General features: G+C 63.3%; 15 protein-coding genes and 1 tRNA gene. 6 read left to right on the forward strand and 10 right to left on the reverse strand.

Features of this window, described 5'->3' with window-relative positions; genetic code table 11:
- Window positions 1–85: 85 nt before the first annotated feature.
- Both GPL20_RS16305 and GPL20_RS16310 read right to left on the reverse strand, forming a co-directional pair.
- Window positions 86–928: a fumarylacetoacetate hydrolase family protein gene (locus tag GPL20_RS16305; RefSeq protein ID WP_157330533.1), complete on the reverse strand. Its 843-nt coding sequence runs from the start codon at window positions 926–928 to the stop codon at window positions 86–88.
- A gap of 188 nt (window positions 929–1,116) precedes the next feature.
- Complete coding sequence (locus GPL20_RS16310; RefSeq protein ID WP_167533059.1) at window positions 1,117–1,968, reverse strand: MBL fold metallo-hydrolase; 852 nt, start codon at window positions 1,966–1,968, stop codon at window positions 1,117–1,119.
- Window positions 1,969–2,117: 149 nt separating this feature from the next.
- Between GPL20_RS16310 and GPL20_RS16315 the strand changes: the two genes are divergently transcribed.
- Entirely contained in the window at window positions 2,118–2,594 is a 477-nt protein-coding gene (locus GPL20_RS16315) for a DUF3775 domain-containing protein (protein ID WP_157330534.1), read from the forward strand.
- Window positions 2,595–2,927: 333 nt separating this feature from the next.
- Here GPL20_RS16315 and GPL20_RS16320 read toward each other — a convergent pair whose 3' ends face one another.
- Both GPL20_RS16320 and GPL20_RS16325 read right to left on the reverse strand, forming a co-directional pair.
- A complete protein-coding gene (locus GPL20_RS16320) occupies window positions 2,928–3,710 on the reverse strand; it encodes an SDR family oxidoreductase (RefSeq protein ID WP_254125288.1) in 783 nt (260 codons plus the stop codon).
- A 210-nt stretch (window positions 3,711–3,920) separates the two neighbouring features.
- Window positions 3,921–4,433, reverse strand: coding sequence for a CvpA family protein (locus GPL20_RS16325; RefSeq protein WP_157330536.1), 513 nt, complete (start codon window positions 4,431–4,433; stop codon window positions 3,921–3,923).
- 139 nt (window positions 4,434–4,572) lie between these two features.
- On the opposite strand from GPL20_RS16325, the gene GPL20_RS16330 reads away from it, so the two are divergent.
- Window positions 4,573–5,334 (forward strand): SDR family oxidoreductase, encoded by a 762-nt coding sequence (locus tag GPL20_RS16330; protein ID WP_157330537.1) that lies wholly within the window; start codon window positions 4,573–4,575, stop codon window positions 5,332–5,334.
- Between the two features lie 240 nt (window positions 5,335–5,574).
- Here the strand turns inward: GPL20_RS16330 and GPL20_RS16335 are convergent, their stop codons facing one another.
- Together GPL20_RS16335 and GPL20_RS16340 are read right to left on the reverse strand one after the other, a co-directional pair.
- Window positions 5,575–7,167 carry a GMC family oxidoreductase gene (locus GPL20_RS16335; protein ID WP_254125286.1) on the reverse strand — a complete coding sequence of 531 codons (1,593 nt, stop codon included), beginning with the start codon at window positions 7,165–7,167 and terminating at the stop codon, window positions 5,575–5,577.
- Between the two features lie 130 nt (window positions 7,168–7,297).
- Window positions 7,298–8,050, reverse strand: coding sequence for an aldehyde dehydrogenase family protein (locus tag GPL20_RS16340; RefSeq protein ID WP_157330541.1), 753 nt, complete (start codon window positions 8,048–8,050; stop codon window positions 7,298–7,300).
- A gap of 311 nt (window positions 8,051–8,361) precedes the next feature.
- On the opposite strand from GPL20_RS16340, the gene GPL20_RS16345 reads away from it, so the two are divergent.
- Window positions 8,362–8,438: transfer RNA gene (locus GPL20_RS16345), tRNA-Met, on the forward strand.
- A gap of 246 nt (window positions 8,439–8,684) precedes the next feature.
- On the opposite strand, the gene GPL20_RS16350 is transcribed toward GPL20_RS16345, so the two are convergent.
- The 3 genes from GPL20_RS16350 to GPL20_RS16360 form a co-directional block, all read right to left on the reverse strand.
- The gene (locus GPL20_RS16350) at window positions 8,685–9,569 is read right to left on the reverse strand and encodes an FkbM family methyltransferase (protein ID WP_157330543.1); all 885 of its coding nucleotides are present in this window, start codon (window positions 9,567–9,569) and stop codon (window positions 8,685–8,687) included.
- Window positions 9,570–10,036: 467 nt separating this feature from the next.
- Entirely contained in the window at window positions 10,037–10,522 is a 486-nt protein-coding gene (locus GPL20_RS16355) for a cupredoxin domain-containing protein (protein ID WP_205751174.1), read from the reverse strand.
- Between the two features lie 110 nt (window positions 10,523–10,632).
- Window positions 10,633–12,672 (reverse strand): peroxidase family protein, encoded by a 2,040-nt coding sequence (locus GPL20_RS16360; protein WP_157330545.1) that lies wholly within the window; start codon window positions 12,670–12,672, stop codon window positions 10,633–10,635.
- Window positions 12,673–13,127: 455 nt separating this feature from the next.
- Here GPL20_RS16360 and GPL20_RS16365 point away from each other — a divergent pair, with 455 nt between their 5' ends.
- Window positions 13,128–13,976 carry an outer membrane protein gene (locus GPL20_RS16365; RefSeq protein ID WP_157330547.1) on the forward strand — a complete coding sequence of 283 codons (849 nt, stop codon included), beginning with the start codon at window positions 13,128–13,130 and terminating at the stop codon, window positions 13,974–13,976.
- A gap of 66 nt (window positions 13,977–14,042) precedes the next feature.
- Complete coding sequence (locus tag GPL20_RS16370; RefSeq protein WP_167533060.1) at window positions 14,043–14,447, forward strand: DUF2059 domain-containing protein; 405 nt, start codon at window positions 14,043–14,045, stop codon at window positions 14,445–14,447.
- Window positions 14,448–14,485: 38 nt separating this feature from the next.
- Here GPL20_RS16370 and GPL20_RS16375 read toward each other — a convergent pair whose 3' ends face one another.
- Complete coding sequence (locus tag GPL20_RS16375) at window positions 14,486–15,691, reverse strand: ABC transporter substrate-binding protein (RefSeq protein WP_157330548.1); 1,206 nt, start codon at window positions 15,689–15,691, stop codon at window positions 14,486–14,488.
- Between the two features lie 165 nt (window positions 15,692–15,856).
- Here GPL20_RS16375 and GPL20_RS16380 point away from each other — a divergent pair, with 165 nt between their 5' ends.
- Window positions 15,857–16,624 (forward strand): FadR/GntR family transcriptional regulator, encoded by a 768-nt coding sequence (locus GPL20_RS16380; protein ID WP_157330550.1) that lies wholly within the window; start codon window positions 15,857–15,859, stop codon window positions 16,622–16,624.
- Window positions 16,625–16,652: the final 28 nt, after the last annotated feature.

Raw genomic sequence — 16,652 nt, forward strand, 5'->3', positions numbered from 1 at the left:
ATGCGAAGCATCGAACCCGGAATCTCGAGATTCCGGATCTGGCGCTTTCGCGCCATCCCGGAATGACAAAGGGTGCAGTTTTGACTTACGCCGCGATGATCTCCTGGCGCTGCTCGCCGAGGCCTTCGATGCCGAGCGTGACGACGTCGCCGACATTGAGGAAGGTCGGCGGCTTCATGCCGAGGCCGACGCCGGGCGGGGTGCCGGTGGTGATGATGTCGCCGGGCAGCAGCGTCATGAACTGCGAGACATAGGAGACGCACTTGGCCATGGAGAAGATCATGGTCTGGGTCGAGCCGGTCTGGCGGCGCTGGCCGTTGACGTCGAGCCACATCGACAGGTTCTGCACGTCCTTGATCTCGTCCTTGGTGGCGAGCCACGGTCCGAGCGGACCGAACGTGTCGTGCGACTTGCCCTTGGTCCACTGACCCAGGCGCTCGGTCTGGAAGTTGCGCTCGGAGACGTCGTTGCAGACGCAAAAGCCGGCGACGTAGTTCAGCGCGTCGGCCTCCGAGACATACTTGGCGCGGGTGCCGATGATCGCGGCGATCTCGACCTCCCAGTCGAGCTTGGTCGAGCCGCGCGGCTTCTCGACCGCGTCGTTCGGGCCGGACAACGAGGTGTTCGCCTTCATGAAGATGATCGGCTCGGTCGGGATCGCAGCGCCCGTTTCCTTGGCATGGTCGCTGTAGTTGAGGCCGATGGCGACGAATTTCGAGATGCCGGTGACAGGCGCGCCGAAGCGCGGCTTACCGGAGACGGCGGGCAGCGAAGCGGGGTCGAGTGCAGCCAGTTTCGCCAGGGATTCCGGCGAATAGGCCTCGCCGTTGAGGTCCTTCACATGCGCCGACAGGTCGCGCAACTGGCCGGATCTGTCGATCAGGCCGGGCTTTTCCGCACCCTTTTCGCCATAACGAACAAGCTTCATTCTCGTTTCTCCCTGAGATGGACCGATCGGTTGAACAGCTTCATGGAACAGGGCGGCGGGAAATTCAACCGCCTATGGGGCGGCGCATTGCAGCCCTTCCGTTGTAGGGTGGGCAAGGGCGCAGAGCGCCGCGCCCACCAACTCTTTTCGATGGCTCCGGATGGTGGCACGCTTCGCTTTTTCCCACCCTAGGATTGCAACGCCACAAATCTGAACGCGTCGCCGTCCCGCCTGATATGCCCGGCCGAAAAATGACCGCCGATCATCAGTGTCGGCGTGTCGGCAAAACGCGAGAACACCTCGTGCCGGCTTGCCGTCGATTGAACGGGGTCGGAATCGACGACCGAGCACCAGTCGAGATGCGCCATCTGGCAGGGATGATGGGCGACGTCGCCGGTCAGAAGTGCCTGCTCGCCATCGGACTCGATCAGGACGCTCATGTGGCCGGGGCTGTGGCCCGGGGTCGGGATCACGCTGATCTCCTCGCAGAGCCGGTGATTGCTCGGGATCAGCTCGACCAGGTCGGCATCGACGACCGGCTGCACGGAATCGTTGAACACCGCGACCTTGTCCGGCTCGGCGGTGTAATCGCGCCAGTACTCGTATTCGGTCCTGCCGAAGACGTAGCGCGCGTTCGGGAATGTCGGCACCCATCGGCCGTCGACCAGTTTCGTATTCCAGCCGACATGGTCGACGTGAAGATGCGTGCACAGCACGGTGTCGATGCTCTCGGGCGGAAAACCCGCTGCGATCATGGTCTCCAGAAACGGCGTGCTGCGGTTATTCCAGGTCGGGACGCCGCGGCCCTGCTTGTCGTTGCCAAGTCCGGTGTCGACCACGATGCGGCGCGAGGGCGTCTCCACCACCAGCGAATGGATCGACATTTTCAGCCGGCCTTCCTCGGTGGCGAAATGCGGGATCAGCCAGGGCAGCTTCCGGATTTCGTCGTTGGTCGCTGCCGGCAGGATGAAGCGGGTCGAGCCGACCGTCTCCATTTCGACGAATTTCGTGATCTTGACCTTGCCAACCTTCCACTGCATCCGGCGCATCCCCAGTTCTTGCTCAAGTTCTTGCCCGCGTTCTTGCTCTTGGATCGGAACATGCGCTTTTTTGGCCAACAAGCGCAATGGATCATCTGAGGTGATGTGGCGTTATCGCGGGGAACCGGACAGAAGCCGAAGAGGGAGCCATGCCAGAGCTTGCGATTTCCGCGGAGAAGGTCGCCTTCATCATCGAGAAGGCGCGCGAATACGACGTCAAGGAGGCAGCTTCCGATCCGGATTCCGGCTCGAACCCGAGCGATGACGATGCGGTCGACGTCCTCGAGGACGACGGCTCCGATCCGGTCGGCCATGAGCTCGGCAGCTTCATGATCGCGTTGAACGAGGACGAGCAGATCGATCTCGTCGCGCTGACATGGCTCGGCCGCGGCGACGGCACGATCGATGATTGGGACGATTTGCGCGCCCGGGCCGTGGAGGCGCGGGGTGAGTATCGCAGCCCGCGCCGCGAAACGGTGCACTATCTGCTCGGCGAGCCGATGCTGGGCGATCTGCTCGCCGACGGACTCGATGAATTCGGCGTCGACTGGACCGACGAGCATCTCACCGCCGATTCCTCCGATCCCAGCGAACGGGACGAGGACGAAGCGACGAAACGGCGGTGATGATCTTACCTCGCTCCGCTTGCGGGGCCTTTTCGCCTCTCCCCGCCTGAGGCAGGGCAATCGCATATGGCATTTTGCGTGACTTGAGCGCGCGCCTCGTCCTTCGAGACGACCGCTTCGCGGTCTCCTCAGGATGAGGCTAAGCGGCATCGGCGCTCGTCGAAACTGCTGCCACGCACTCGGTCCTCATCCTGAGGCCCGCCAACGGCGGGCGTCTCGAAGGATGGCCACAAAGAAATTGGCAGCATATGCGATTGCCCTGCCGCCTGAGGGGAGAGGCCGGAATTCAAACCCAGTTTGAATTCCGGCGAGGGAGTACACCTGCAAACACGGTCACAACGTTCCCGGGAACGCTCCGCCATCCAGCAAGATGTTCTGTCCGGTGATGAAGCCGGCCTTGGCGCCGCACAGGAAGGCGCAGGCATAGCCGAACTCGTCGGGCTGGCCGAAGCGGCCCGCCGGGTTGAGCTTGGCGCGCTCGGCCAGGATCTGGTCCGGCGTCGTGCCGCGCTTGTCGGCCTCGGCCTTGGCTGTGCCGGTCAGACGGTCGGTCTCGAACGGGCCGGGCAACAGGCCGTTGATGGTGACGTTGTTGATCACGGTCTTGCGCGACAGGCCGGCGATGAAGCCGGTGAGGCCCGCACGTGCACCGTTGGAGAGGCCGAGGATGTCGATCGGCGCCTTCACCGCGGCCGAGGTGATGTTGACGATGCGGCCGAACTTGCGCGCCATCATGCCATCCACGGTTGCCTTGATCAGCTCGATCGGCGTGAGCATGTTGGCGTCGATCGCCTTGATCCAGTCGTCGCGGGTCCAGTTGCGGAAATCGCCGGGCGGCGGACCGCCGGCATTGTTGATCAGGATGTCGGGATCGGGGCAGGCCTTCAGCACAGCCTCGCGGCCAGCCGGCGTGGTGATGTCGCCGATGATCTCGGTGACGGTCACGTCCGGATAGGCCTTGCGGATGTCATCGGCCGTCTTCTTCAGGGCCTCAGCGCCGCGCGCGGTCAGTGTGACGTGAACACCAGCCTCAGCCAGCGAGACGGCGCAGGCGCGCCCAAGGCCCTTGCTGGATGCGCAGACGATGGCGCGGCGACCTTTGATCCCAAGATCCACTGTTTCACTCCCGTAATGTCAGGCAGGTTTTGGACGCGGCACTCTAGCCTCCCCGGCTGCCGCTGATAAGGGATGGGCTCGCATCAAAATGCATGGCGCGCGGCGCGGCGATGCAAATGCGCCGGCCGAGCATGATCCGGAAAAGTGTGTCGCGGTTTTCCGAAAAGATCATGCTCAAACAAATGAGCTAGAGCGCGATTTCATCGCGCTCTAGATGCGCCGCTCTTGCTTGAGGCGGTCGATCGCGGCCGCAGCCTCCGGCGGCAGCGACTTGAATCCCATCTGCCCCACCGCCGAGAACAGCGGCCGCAGATGCGAGCCGGCGAGGAACGGCGGCTGGCGGTTAGCGGGCACGATCTGGTCGAACACCAGCACCAGCGTGGTCGCGACGAGGCCGACCCTGATGGCGCCGAGAGCGGCGCCACCGAGCCGGTCGCCGATGCCGGCCTCGCCGATGGTGTCGTTCAGCGCGATGCGGCCGATATGCCCGAGCAGCACGCCGACCACCACGAAGATGGCGAAGAACCAGATCCAGTTCTGGAGCAGCGGCGAATTCGGGTTGGCTGCGATCTGCGGCGCGATCAGCGGCATCAGCGCCACCGCCATCGGTGCGGCGAGGAGATAGGCGAGGATGGTCATGGCGCTGCGGAGCAGGCCGGTCCTGAAACCGAGGCCGACCGCGATGGCGAGTGCTGAATAGACCGCGAGATCGAAACTGTTCATTGAGGACGAGCCCGTTTCGGGGGGAGTGCTTGCGCGATGGAACGAATGAACGCCGAACCGATCATTCCGGTTTCAGATCGCTAAAATCGTCTGTATTGATGGGCTCCAAAAGCTCGAGGAACTCGCCAGGGAAAGCGTCATGTCAGACCTATTCGACGTCAGTAAAGAAACCATCCTCGTCACCGGTGCGAGCCAGGGGCTGGGGCGGCAATTTGCCCGGGTGCTGGCAGCCCATGGCGCAGCCGTCGCGCTGGCCGCGCGGCAGACGAACAAGCTGAAGAGCCTGGAAGAGGAGATTCGCGGCAAAGGCGGCCGCGCCGCCGCGGTCGCGCTCGACGTTACCGACACGGCTTCGATCGCCAGGGCAGTTGATGCCGCGGAAGCCGCGCTCGGCCCGATCACGGTGCTGATCAACAATGCCGGCATCGCCATCGAAAAGCTCGCGACCGAGCAGACCGAGGCAGATTGGGACGCGGTGATCGGCGCCAATCTCAAGGGCGCCTATTTCCTCGCGACTGAGGTCGCGCGGCGCATGATCGCACGCAAGCAGGACGGCAACATCGTCAACATCGCCTCCGTGCTCGGCACCGGCGTGCTGAAGGCGGTCTCGCCCTACGCGATCTCCAAGGCCGGCATCATCCAGGCGACGAAGGCGATGGCGCTCGAGCTTGCGGGGCAGAACATCCGCATCAACGCGCTCGCGCCCGGCTATATCGACACCGAGATGAACCACGCCTTCTGGTCGACGCCATCGGGCGAGCGCCTGGCAAAACGCATCCCCCAGCGCCGCGTCGGCGCCGAGTCCGATCTCGATGGCGCGATTTTGCTGCTGGCGTCAAAGGCGTCGCGGTACATGACGGGGAGCGTGGTCACTGTGGATGGTGGATTCTTGTTGAATTGATTCCCGCTGGGTTACGCTCGCGAGATTCAATCCGCTGTCGTCCCGGACAAGCGCAGCGAAGCGGAGCGCAGAGCCGGGACCCCAGCGCGAGCGCTTGCGCTCGTCGCCATAACCACAGGGAGTGGTTTGGCGAAGACTCGGAGTTGCCTCTTCGCGCCACACTACTGCCTGTGGTTATGGGTCCCCGCGTTCGCGCGCGTTCGCGGGGACGACAGCGGAGAATGACGCAACAGCTTCACACTACCGCATCTCCCCCCGGATCATATCCGCCGCCTTCTCCCCGATCATGATCGTCGGCGCATTGGTGTTGCCGCCGATCAGCGTCGGCATGATCGAGGCGTCGACGACGCGCAAAGCCTGCACGCCGTGCACTTTCAATGCTGGATCGACCACGGCCATCGCATCCGCCCCCATCTTGCAGGTGCCGACGGGATGATAGACGGTGTCGACGCGTGCGCGCAGCACGCTGCGAATGTCGTCGTCGCTGCGCACGTCCGCGGTGAACATGTCCCTTTTCTGGAGCGCACGCAGCGCCGGCGTCTCCATCAGGCGCCGCGTGGTCTTGAAGCCCGCGACCATCGACTCCAGATCCTCGGCGTCCCCCAGGAAGTTCGGATCGATCATCGGGGCTGCGAGCGGATCGGCGCTCTTCAGCCAGACGCTGCCACGGCTCTTCGGTCTGAGCAGGCAGACATGGCATGAGAAGCCTGCCTCCTTGTGACGCTTGCGGCCGTGGTCGTCGAGCATTGCAATGACGAAGTGAAGCTGAATGTCGGGCACCTCGAGATCGCTCTGCGTCTTCAGGAAGCCGCCACACTCGGCGAAGTTGGTGGTCATCGGGCCGCGTCGCTCGCGCCGGTAGCGCTGGATGGCGCGGAGCAGAGATGGCAGCCGGCTGATCGACGCGTGCACGAAGTGCGGATAGTCGGAGGCGTACACGAAGACGAAATCCGGATGGTCCTGGAGGTTGCGCCCCACGCCGGGCAGGTGATGCACGACACCAATGCCGTGCGTACGGAGCGCATCGCCATCGCCGATGCCCGACAGCATCAACAACTGCGGAGACTGGAAGGCGCCGGCGGCGAGGATCACCTCGCGACGGGCGCGCAGCCGCTTTGTCTGCCTGCCCTGCACATATTCGATGCCGACCGCTCGCCCGTCTTCGAACAGGATCTTCGTTGCCTGGGCGGCCGTCTCGACGCGCAGATTCGCGCGCTTGTCCATGTGGGGCTGCACATAGGCACGCGCCGCACTCCAGCGCTCGCCATGGTGCTGTGTCACCTGGTAGCTGCCGAGCCCTTCGTTGTCCTCTTCATTGAAGTCGTCGCGAATCCGGAATTGCGCCTCGCGCGCGGCCTGATGGAAGACGTCATGGATCGGGTTGTCCGAGCGCAGCCTGTTGACGTGCAGCGGGCCGGCCTTGCCGTGATAGTCGCCGTCGAAATCGACGTTGTTCTCCGCGCGCTTGAAATAGGGCAGCACGTCCGCGTACGACCAGCCGGCATTGCCGAGCGAGGCCCAGTGGTCGTAGTCCCATCTATGGCCGCGGATGTAGACCATGGCGTTGATCGCCGAGGAACCGCCGAGGCCCTTGCCGCGCGGTTGATAGCCGATACGGCCGTTCAATCCCTTCTGCGGCACGGTATCGAAGGCCCAGTTGGCTGGGCGGTAGGGCAAGGCGAGGCCGAACGGCGTGGCGATCCGCCAATTGTCGTTCCGTCCGCCCGCATCGAGCAGCGCGACGGATGTCGCGGCATCCTCTGAGAGCCGTCCCGCCACTGTGCAGCCGCCGGAGCCCGCGCCCACGACGACGAAATCGAATGTGTCCGTCACTGTTGTTTCCCCCTTTTTTGTCGTCATTCCGGGGCGCGCGCCGCGCGAGCCCGGAATCCATCTTGCCACCGACGCTGCGGGCAAATGGATTCCGGGCTCGCGACTTCGTCGCGCCCCGGAACGACCGCCCCTACGACATGAACCGCATCAATTTCTCCAGCCGCGCGATCTTGCCGCCATAGGGCGGATAGAGGTCGGCGAGGCGGTTGAACTTGGAGCGGTAGAACACCGGCTTCAGCTTGCTGAACGTCTTGAAACCCCATTCGCCGTGATAGGCGCCGGTGCCGGAGGCGCCGACGTCGCCCATCGGCTGGTTGATTTGCGTGAAGTGGAACAGGCAGTCGTTGACGGTGACGCCGCCGGAGATGGTGCGCGACAGCACCTCGTCGCGCGCGCTGCGGTCCTTGCCGGAGAAGTGGGGCGCGAGCTCGCGCGGCTTGATGATGACGCGGTTGCCGGCGGCGATGGCGCCGATCGCGGGCGCGAGCGTCAGCTGGAGCGGATAATTCCAGGGCGCGATGATGCCGACGACGCCGAGCGGCTGCGGGATCAGCCGGTTGCGCGCGGGCAGGAATTGCAGCGCGGTGGCGATTCGCTGCGGCGCCATCCAGCTCTTCAGGTGCTTTGTCGCAGGCCGGATCTCGGAGAGCACCAGCATCGTCTCGGCGATCGTGGTCTCGACCGCCGAGCGGTGGCCGAAATCGGCCGAGATCGCCTGCCGGAAGCGTTCCTCATTGTCCGCGACCACCGCACGCAGCCGCGTCAGCCGCTCGGCCAGATCGGGCGCCGGCTCGGCCCGCGACCGCGCGACCATGGCTTGAAAGGCCGCTTCGAGGGCCTGAAGCGGGGCGCTCGTCGGGGATTTGTCCAAGGTTTGGTCCATGGCGTCCTCCCTCTTGAGTGGCGTTGGCCCCTTGGTTTTGTTGCGGCAAGCTGGCCCTTTGTGGAACTTCTGGCAAGAGCGCGCCAATCGGCCCGGAAATCCGCCCACCGCGTTGTCATAAAGTCGAAAAAAACGTTCCCGCGGCCCTTTCCAAAGGCACCCCGCCTTGATACATACGCCCCGCACCCGACGGGCTTTGCCCCGGGGTCGCCTTCCAAGGAAGCCTTTGGGACGGATGAAGAAAGCCACGCGAACAGCGCGGCCTCAACCCACCGTCCCCGGCATTTTGGCGAAGGCACGCAAGTGTTTAACGCGGGGTGGAGCAGCCCGGTAGCTCGTCAGGCTCATAACCTGAAGGTCATAGGTTCAAATCCTATCCCCGCAACCAAATTCGGATTGACCGGATCCGATACGAAAATGGCCCGCATGACGCGGGCCATTTTTCGTTTCGCGGGGGGCGCTGACCGTTCTCAGATTATGACGAGGCTCTCGGCCGGTGCAGCCTTCTCCGGCAGCTTGACGGTGCGTCGGCGTACCGGCCGAAGTTGGCCGGTCGGGAAAAGCTTCGCGGCAACCGCGACCTCTACTCACGATCAACGTTGCCCATGCTCGACGAAGTGCATCGCAACCGAAGTCAGACGCTTCGTGGCTCTGCCCCGGCCGCGCCGATCGGGAGCGACGCCATGTAGTCGTGGATCGAGTGGCCGGGAATCGCCTTGCGCGCAATCAGTTGGTGAACGCAATTCGCGGCAAGGTCGAACGAGCGGTAGCAATGATGAGCAATCATTGCGAGATGTTTCAGTTGTTCGACCGTCATATCAGCTGGCCGCATGAAGTTTCGCACATAGACGATGTCCGCCTCCAGCAACTGGTTCATGGCTGCATACGGATTGGACGGGTCGCTCAGGGGAGCGATCATACGCCGATTGATCGCCGTAAAAGTGTGGGGAACGAACCCCTGTTTGCGCAACTCGCCATCGATCTCCCCGAAGGTCGGCTGCTCCTTGTAGAGGCAAAGAAACGAGACCTCCGTTTGGATGGCGACCGCCTGCTTCAGCTTTTGCCGCCCGCTTCCGAAGACGGCGAGTTCGGAGCCCTGAACGTCGATCTTCAGGAAATCCAGATTCCGGATTTCGGCGATATCGTCGAGCCGGCGGGTCTGGACGGGATGTTCACTGACCACGCTGCCCCATTCGGCGAACTTCGCGAAATGCGAGAGCGCAATCTGATCCGGGATCAGCAGGCTTGTCATTCCCGGTGTTTGGCACAGGCGCAGCTTTGCCTTGTGCCCGTTTCCCACGACATAATGATAGTAACTCTCAAGGTCGCTCTTGCGGGCATTGAGCTCGCCGAGCGCCGCGTCCTGCGGTTCAAAACCAACGACGGTGCAAAGTCTTCGTTGCAGCATCATCTTGTAGGGCGGCTCACCATCAATCGGATTGGCTCCGACATCGACCACCGCCGTCAGGCGCGCCGGCTGGATGAGATCGTTCAGAAGGTCCGGTTCGTTGTTGCTCATGTAATCGCCGTGGCCGCTTCTCGTTGTTCGATCAGGTCGGATGGTGATGCAATGAAAACCCTGAGAATTTGGGCGTCCAAAGGCATGGGTTCGACAGCAGCATCCGTCGTCTATTGCGCCAGATTATCTCGGATTGCAATGCAGGATCAATGGCTTAGGAAAATGATCGGCGGAGCGAGTCTGTGGGGCAGCTGCGCATCCCCGCAACCAAGTTTCGGACTTTACTGGTTCCGATGACACGAAAATGGCCCGCATCAAGCGGGCCATCTTTGTTTTGCGGGAAGGATCGCGGGCCGTCTCGAGCCAGGACGAGGCCGCGGCTGGTGCCATTCCGCTTGGGTCGGTCAGCAATTCAGCACGTCTGTGAACCGTGCCGAATTTGGCCGGGTCGCGAGGCAAACTGAGTGCACGGTCACCGTAACTCGTCACTCACAATCCACGGACTAGCAGCGCGTCGCAGCAATCGCTTATTCAATGACGATCTCGCCGATCATGCCGTGGTCGGCGTGCGTGCGGCCGTCAGCCGCAACGATGCCGCAGCGCAGGTCGGTGACGCGGCCGGTCGCCACCGGCACGAACCACCATTCCGCCGTCTGCCCGGGATAGACCTCAATCTCGCGGATCGTCCCCTTGAACTCGGCGAGCGCCGCCAATTTGCCGTCGCGCGTCCCCATGGCCTGGACCTTGCGCGTGTAGATGAGCTGCGCGAAGCCCTGCGAGGTGAAGTAGTGCGCGTCGTTGCTCGGGTTCTTGAGCACCAGCTTGTAGAGCTTGCCGGTCTCGAACCTCAGCTTGTTTGGCACGAACACGTGCTGTCCCGGCTTGCCGAGCTCGATTGTGACCTCGATCGGCTCCTGCCCCGCCAGATTACCCGCGGCGCGCGCGCCGGTCGCGAACGCCATCGACAACAGACCAACGACAGCTAGTGTCGAGGTGAAAGAAAATCTGCGCATGATCGTCATCCTCCTTGCTCGCCTGGTTGGCGCTTCATCCGTTTTCAATCCCGTCAACGACAGAAGCCCGTGAACAGCTCGCGGCCGTAGTGGTATCTGCTGGTCCGCATTCAGACGTCGAAGATGAAGTCATATTTGTGAATGGTGGAGGGACGAACGCCAATCAGTTCGATGTGGTCATCGCCGACCGACACGACGGCATTGCCTTGCACGGATGAGATGCGGACATCATTCCAGCCGAGATTTTCGGCGTGCTTGAACTCGAGTTTGTCGACGCCGGGCTGGAAGTCGGTGATCGTGGCTCTGGTCCCGCCCTTGTCGAAGACGAAATGGTCGGCACCGCCCAAGCCCGTGAGTGTTTGCTTTCCAGTGCCGGCGAACAGGAAATCTCCCTGTGGGCCGCCGACAAGCGTGTCCTTGCCGTTCGAACCGATGACGAGCTGTCGCTCATCGGGATCCTCCGACTCCACGCCGCCCTTTAACCCGGTGTGTCGTGTGTACGCGATGAAGACATCGTCCTGAATGTGTTGGGTATCGGTGTTGCGGAGGATGATGTCGGCGAGCGTCGTCTGCTCGATCTGCTGCAATGTCCTGGCGTCGAAGCCCTGATTTTCGAACCAGAACCGGTCGCCATCACGCAAGGCCTCGAACTGCATGGCGATAACGGTTTGGAAAGTCTCGCCGACGAGCGCGCCAGCGGCATGATTCTCGGCCAGCCCCCCGGTCCAAAGGTCGATCAGGTCGACATTGCTCGAGAAAGCCTCCTTCAAAGCCGCCCGTGTTCCCGGATCGCTGGTGATCTGGTCGATATCCGTGTACCGGGCGAGGCCGAGCGATTCGCGCACGTCGTTGAGGGATCCGACACCGAAATCGCGCTCGCGCTGGATATTGATCGCGGCGAGATCCATGCTCACGGGCGGGTCGAAGAGGAAATTGCGCAGATCCTCGACGATGCGAACATCCATGGCCTGCGACGGGTCGCCCGCCAGATGGCGCAACTGCCCGTCGGCGCCGCCGGACGCAACGAAATCCGACGGCGGTGCGAAGAAGATATCCTTGAGCTCACGCTCTGTTCCTTCGATCACCTCGCCGTTCTCCGCCAGACTCTCGGTTTCCGCGGATACGATCGAATGCCCGAAGCGGAAGGCGATGTTGAACTCGAGCGAGAGGCGCGGATCGACGCTTGCGTCGTAACCGCCGTAGGGCGCAATCGCGTCGTTGCCGAGCAGGTTCGGCAAAAATTCCTTATACGTGACGTTCGCGATCTCCGCCGTGACGATGGCGCGCGCATAGTCGTAGAGCTGATCGCCGTTCCAAGTCGGGTGCGCCTTGTGCAGCTTGTCGACCTGATAGTTGTGTTCGCGCACGAACAGCGTCTGCAGAGAAGTCAGCGCAAAGTTCTCAGCGGCGCGTGGATCGCCGGCAGCGAACATGCCGTTGACGATCGGCAGATTGCCTCCCTCCGAAATCTTCATGTGTCCGTCGGGCAGGCGCAGGCTCGTTGCCGTCGCCGTGTTGGAGCCGTAGACCATGGAGGCATCGAGCCAGCCGGTGCTGAAATTGAGGGGAGTGGCCGGATTGTCCGGGCTCGTTCCGCTCGACGGATCGATGATCGCTCGGGTCATGGGCATGATCGCGCCGTCGCCGAACACGGGGTCGCCGTTCGGCACCGTGATGCTGATGTCATTGATGCCGTCGCTGCGCGTCAGCGTCAGATCGTGATCAATGAACTGGCCCCAGGCGTACATGAAAGCCGACACGCCTTGCTCGTTTGGGACGTTCGCGTCGCCCTCGCCGACGACGACGTTGCTGATGGTACGCGGGTTGGGGCCATCGAGCGGCTCGGAAATGCCGTCGCTGAAATGGGCGGAGCCAATGCGGTCGACCGCCGTACCGGCGGCGTTGAGGTCAAGATCCGTGAGATTGTTTCCCGAGCCGTCAAAGCTGCGAAACTGGAGCGTTGGCTGGGGCGGTTGCGGGCACCCGTACCAAACCTGATGGCCTTGAATCACCCAGTGGAACTCGCCTGAATGACTGCCGCTTGGCGCTTGGAGGCCAGCCCAGAGGAACGCGCCGGGCCCGTCGTCAAAGTCGAAGGGGTTCTGCTTTAGGCGAAACTCGCTTGGCCAAGTCGGACGCGGCCCCCGCATATGTACCTCCCTTTTGATCTCATGCGAATGAGAATGACTTGCATCAGTAATGCAAATGCGAATTAGTTGCAATACATTCGCAAGTGCTGTCTGCGTCGGGGGGAAGGGTCTTCCGGGGGCTCGGCAGATGCCGAGTTGTCGAGAGGCCGTGGCCGCGATGCCCCTGCTGCTGGGATAGCGCCCAAGGCCTGCCGCTCAAATTGCGGCTTGAAGCAAGTGTCGGTATCGGTGGTTGCGTTTCCCCAAATTAGAATTGACCGGATCGGATACAAAAATGGCCCGCTTCGCGCGGGCCATTTTTGTTTGTGAGACAGCCGCTGAGCTGTCTTGGTCCGCTCGCGGACATCGCTTTCGTGCAAGTCACGCCGTCACATCGCTGCCGACGGTCGAACAGACGGCCGCGCCCGCGGAGCACGCTGCCGAGTGTTGCCGGAAGTCTACGGCCGCCGACGGTGATGGCGGGGCGCAGCGGTCCCTCCAGCGAGGCCGAGCAAATCGTGGAAATGTTCCGCCGCGTCATTGGATTCCAACATCCCGCCGACCCCGGCGGCGATGGCGGTCTCGATGTTGGCTTTGGGGGCCTCATGAAAGTCTCGCTGCTGGGCGCGATCGCCCTGATCGCCGGTGCTGCCGTGGGCAGCGCCGAAGCTGCCGATTTGGCCGCCCGCCCCTACACCAAGGCGCCGGCGCCGATGGCCGCGCCCTTCACCTGGACAGGTGTCTATGCGGGCGTGCAGGGCGGCTATCAGTGGAGCCGGGACCACTTCACGGAATTCGACATGCTGGCCGGGGGAGCGGCCAGCGGCTTCGGTGCGGATTTCAAGCCGATCGGCGGGTTCGGCGGCCTCCATGCCGGCTACAATCATCAGTTCAACCGGCTGGTGCTCGGCATCGAGGCCGATGTGGATTTCGGCCGCGTCAGCGGCGGCTTCAGCACGCCCCTGGGCGTTGTCACCTACGACGCCCGCAAAAATTGGGAAGCCTCCGTTCGCGGCCGGCTCGGGATCACGCCGATCGACCGCCTCTTGCTGTATGTCACCGGCGGCGCCGCGTTCACCGAATTGAAGTACCACTGGGAGACATCGCTCTTCGCCGTCCCGCCTGCGGACGCCACCATCTCGAAGACCGGATGGACGGCAGGCGCCGGCACCGAGGTGGCGCTGACCGATCACCTGACGGCTCGGGTGGAATATCGCTACAGCAATTTCGGCACCACCCGCTTCGACTGGACTGTCCTCAGCACCGCCTACGAGCAGAAGCCGCGCTTCCAGTCGGTGCGCGGCGGCATCAGTTACAAGTTCTGACGCGCATCGTCGAAGACGTGGGTCGGCCGGAATGGTGCATCCGCGCAGGCGCCGTCGCCGGAGGCGATGGCCGCGGCGCGCAAGCTCGTCGACACCCTGAAGATCGCGGATCAATACCGCGCATTGCTGCCGCAGCTCCTGCTCAAGCTCCGGCCCGTGGTCGCGCAGGACAGGCCCGAGATCGAGCGTGACTACGACGCCGTCACGGCGCCAGGCGCCGAGATCTACACGCCGTTCTTTGGCGCAATGATCGACCAGATCGCCGCGCTCTACGCCACGAGCTTCACGGTGGACGAGCTGCGCCAGATCGAAGCCTTCTATGCCCAGCCTGCGGGACGAAAGTTCCTGGAGAAGTCGGATGCGCTGGCGCAAGCGAGCGTGCAGATCGGCCAGGATGTCAGCCAGAAGGCGGCCGATCAGCTCAAGCAGCGCCTGATCGAGGCGCTGCGCCAGAAGGGGCACAAGCTCTAGGCTTGGACGCGAGCGCATGCCTCGCGCGTCCGGTCACCTCACTTCACCAGCGGACAGCCGCCATCCTTCAGCGGGCGAAACGCCTGGTCGGCGGGCACCTCGGCAAGCAGCTTGTAGTAATCCCACGGCCCCTTCGATTCCTCCGGCTTCTTCACCTGGAACAGGTACATGCTGTGCACCATGCGGCCGTCCTCGCGCAGCACGCCATTGTCGGTGAAGGCATCGCGCACCGGCAGCTCGCGCATCTTCGCCATCACGGTCTTGGTGTCCTTGGTGCCGGCGGCTTGCACGGCTTTCAGGTAATGCAACGTCGCGCTGTAGGTCGCGGCCTGGTTCATCGTCGGCATGCGCTTGACCCGCTCCAGGAAGCGCTTGCCGAAGGCGCGGGTCTTGTCGTTGAGGTCCCAGTAATAAGCCTCGGTGATGATCAGTCCCTGAGCGAGCTTCAGCCCCAGGCTGTGCACGTCGGAGATGAACATCACGATCGCCGCCAGGTTCTGGCCGCCGGCGACGATGCCGAACTCGCCGGCCTGCTTGATCGCATTGATGGTATCGCCGCCGCCATTGGCGAGGCCGATGATCTTGGCTTTCGAAGCCTGGGCCTGCAGCAGGAAGGACGAGAAGTCGGCCGTATTGAGCGGATGCTTGACGCTGCCGAGCACCTTGCCGCCCGCCGTCTTCACGACGTCGCCGGTGTCGCGCTCGACCGAATGGCCGAACACGTAGTCGGCGGTGAGGAAGAACCAGGTGTCGCCGCCGTTCTTGACGATGGCGCTGCCGACCGTGTGCGCGTTGGCGTAGGTGTCGTAGGTCCAGTGCGCGGTGTAGGGCGAGCAGGATTTTCCGGTGATGTCGGAGCTGGCCGCATCCGTCACGATCATGATCTTCTCGTATTGCTTCGACAACTCCATCACCGCGAGCGCGGTGGCCGAGGTCGGCAGGTCGATGATCATGTCGACGCCTTCGGTCTCCCACCATTTACGGGCGATGGTGGAGGCGACGTCGGGCTTGTTGAGCACGTCGGCGGAGACCATGTCGATCGGCTTGCCGAACATCTGTCCGCCAAAATCCTCGATCGCCATCCTTGTGGCCTCGACATTCCCCTGGCCGCCGATGTCGGAATAGACCGATGAGAAGTCGGAAAGCACGCCGATCTTGAGCGGGGTCTGCTGGGCGGAGGCGGGGGTGATCAGGGCAGCCGACAGCAGGGCGGCCGCAGACATCAGTGCTGCGATGGATTTCATTGAAGCATTTCCTCTCGATCGGGACTATTCTGTCCCTTTGTCCGACAAAGTTAGAGCCGGGTTCCTGCGGAGTCAATTTGCTCTGCCTGTGGCTTCGCTGATGTAGTTTGACGCATCTGCGGTCGTCCCATATAATTTGTCCGACAATCGCCATTGAGGGGCCGAATGCCTGTCGCGCCGCTGTTCCGTCCGATCGATGTCGCGCCGGCCTATCAGAAGGTCGCCGACGCCATCGAGCGTGAGATCGTCAATGGCCGCATCAAGCCGGGCGATCCCATCGGCACCGAGCACGACCTCGTGCGGCAGTTCGGCGTCAACCGCTCCACCATTCGCGAAGGCATTCGTGTGCTGGAGGAGGGCGGTCTGATCAGCCGCGATTCCTCGCGCCGCCTGCACGCCTGCCTGCCGCGCTACAGCAAGCTGACGAGCCGGCTCAGCCGCGCGTTGGTTCTGCACGAGGTGACGTTTCGCGAGCTCTACGAGGCCTCGATGACGCTGGAGGTGGCGAGCATCGAGGGCGCGGTGGAGCGGGCGACGGAGGGGAACATCGCCGAGCTCACCGAAAATCTCACGCGCAGCGAAGCCGTGGTCGGAGATCCCGCGGCGCTTGCGGAATGCGATGCCGAATTCCACGTGCTGGTCGCAAAGGCCTCGCAGAATCGCGTGCTCCAGCTCGCGCGCGAGCCCGCCGCGCAGCTGTTCTATCCGACCACCGAGATGATCGTGACCGGCGTCGCCGAAGGCGGCCCGCGCCTCGTCGCGGCGCATCGCCATCTGATCGATGCGATCCGCCGCCGCGACCGCGAGGCCGGCGTGCTGTGGACGCGCCGGCATTTGCAGGACTGGCGGCGCGGCTTCGAGAAGATCGCTTCGCTCGATCGGTCCGTCGAGCACATGTACATGGAGCACGCGCAGGCGGCCCGGCGAAGATAGCGCATGATCCGGACCCGTAGGGCCGCGT

This window comes from Bradyrhizobium cajani, assembly GCF_009759665.1.
Classification (GTDB): domain Bacteria; phylum Pseudomonadota; class Alphaproteobacteria; order Rhizobiales; family Xanthobacteraceae; genus Bradyrhizobium; species Bradyrhizobium cajani.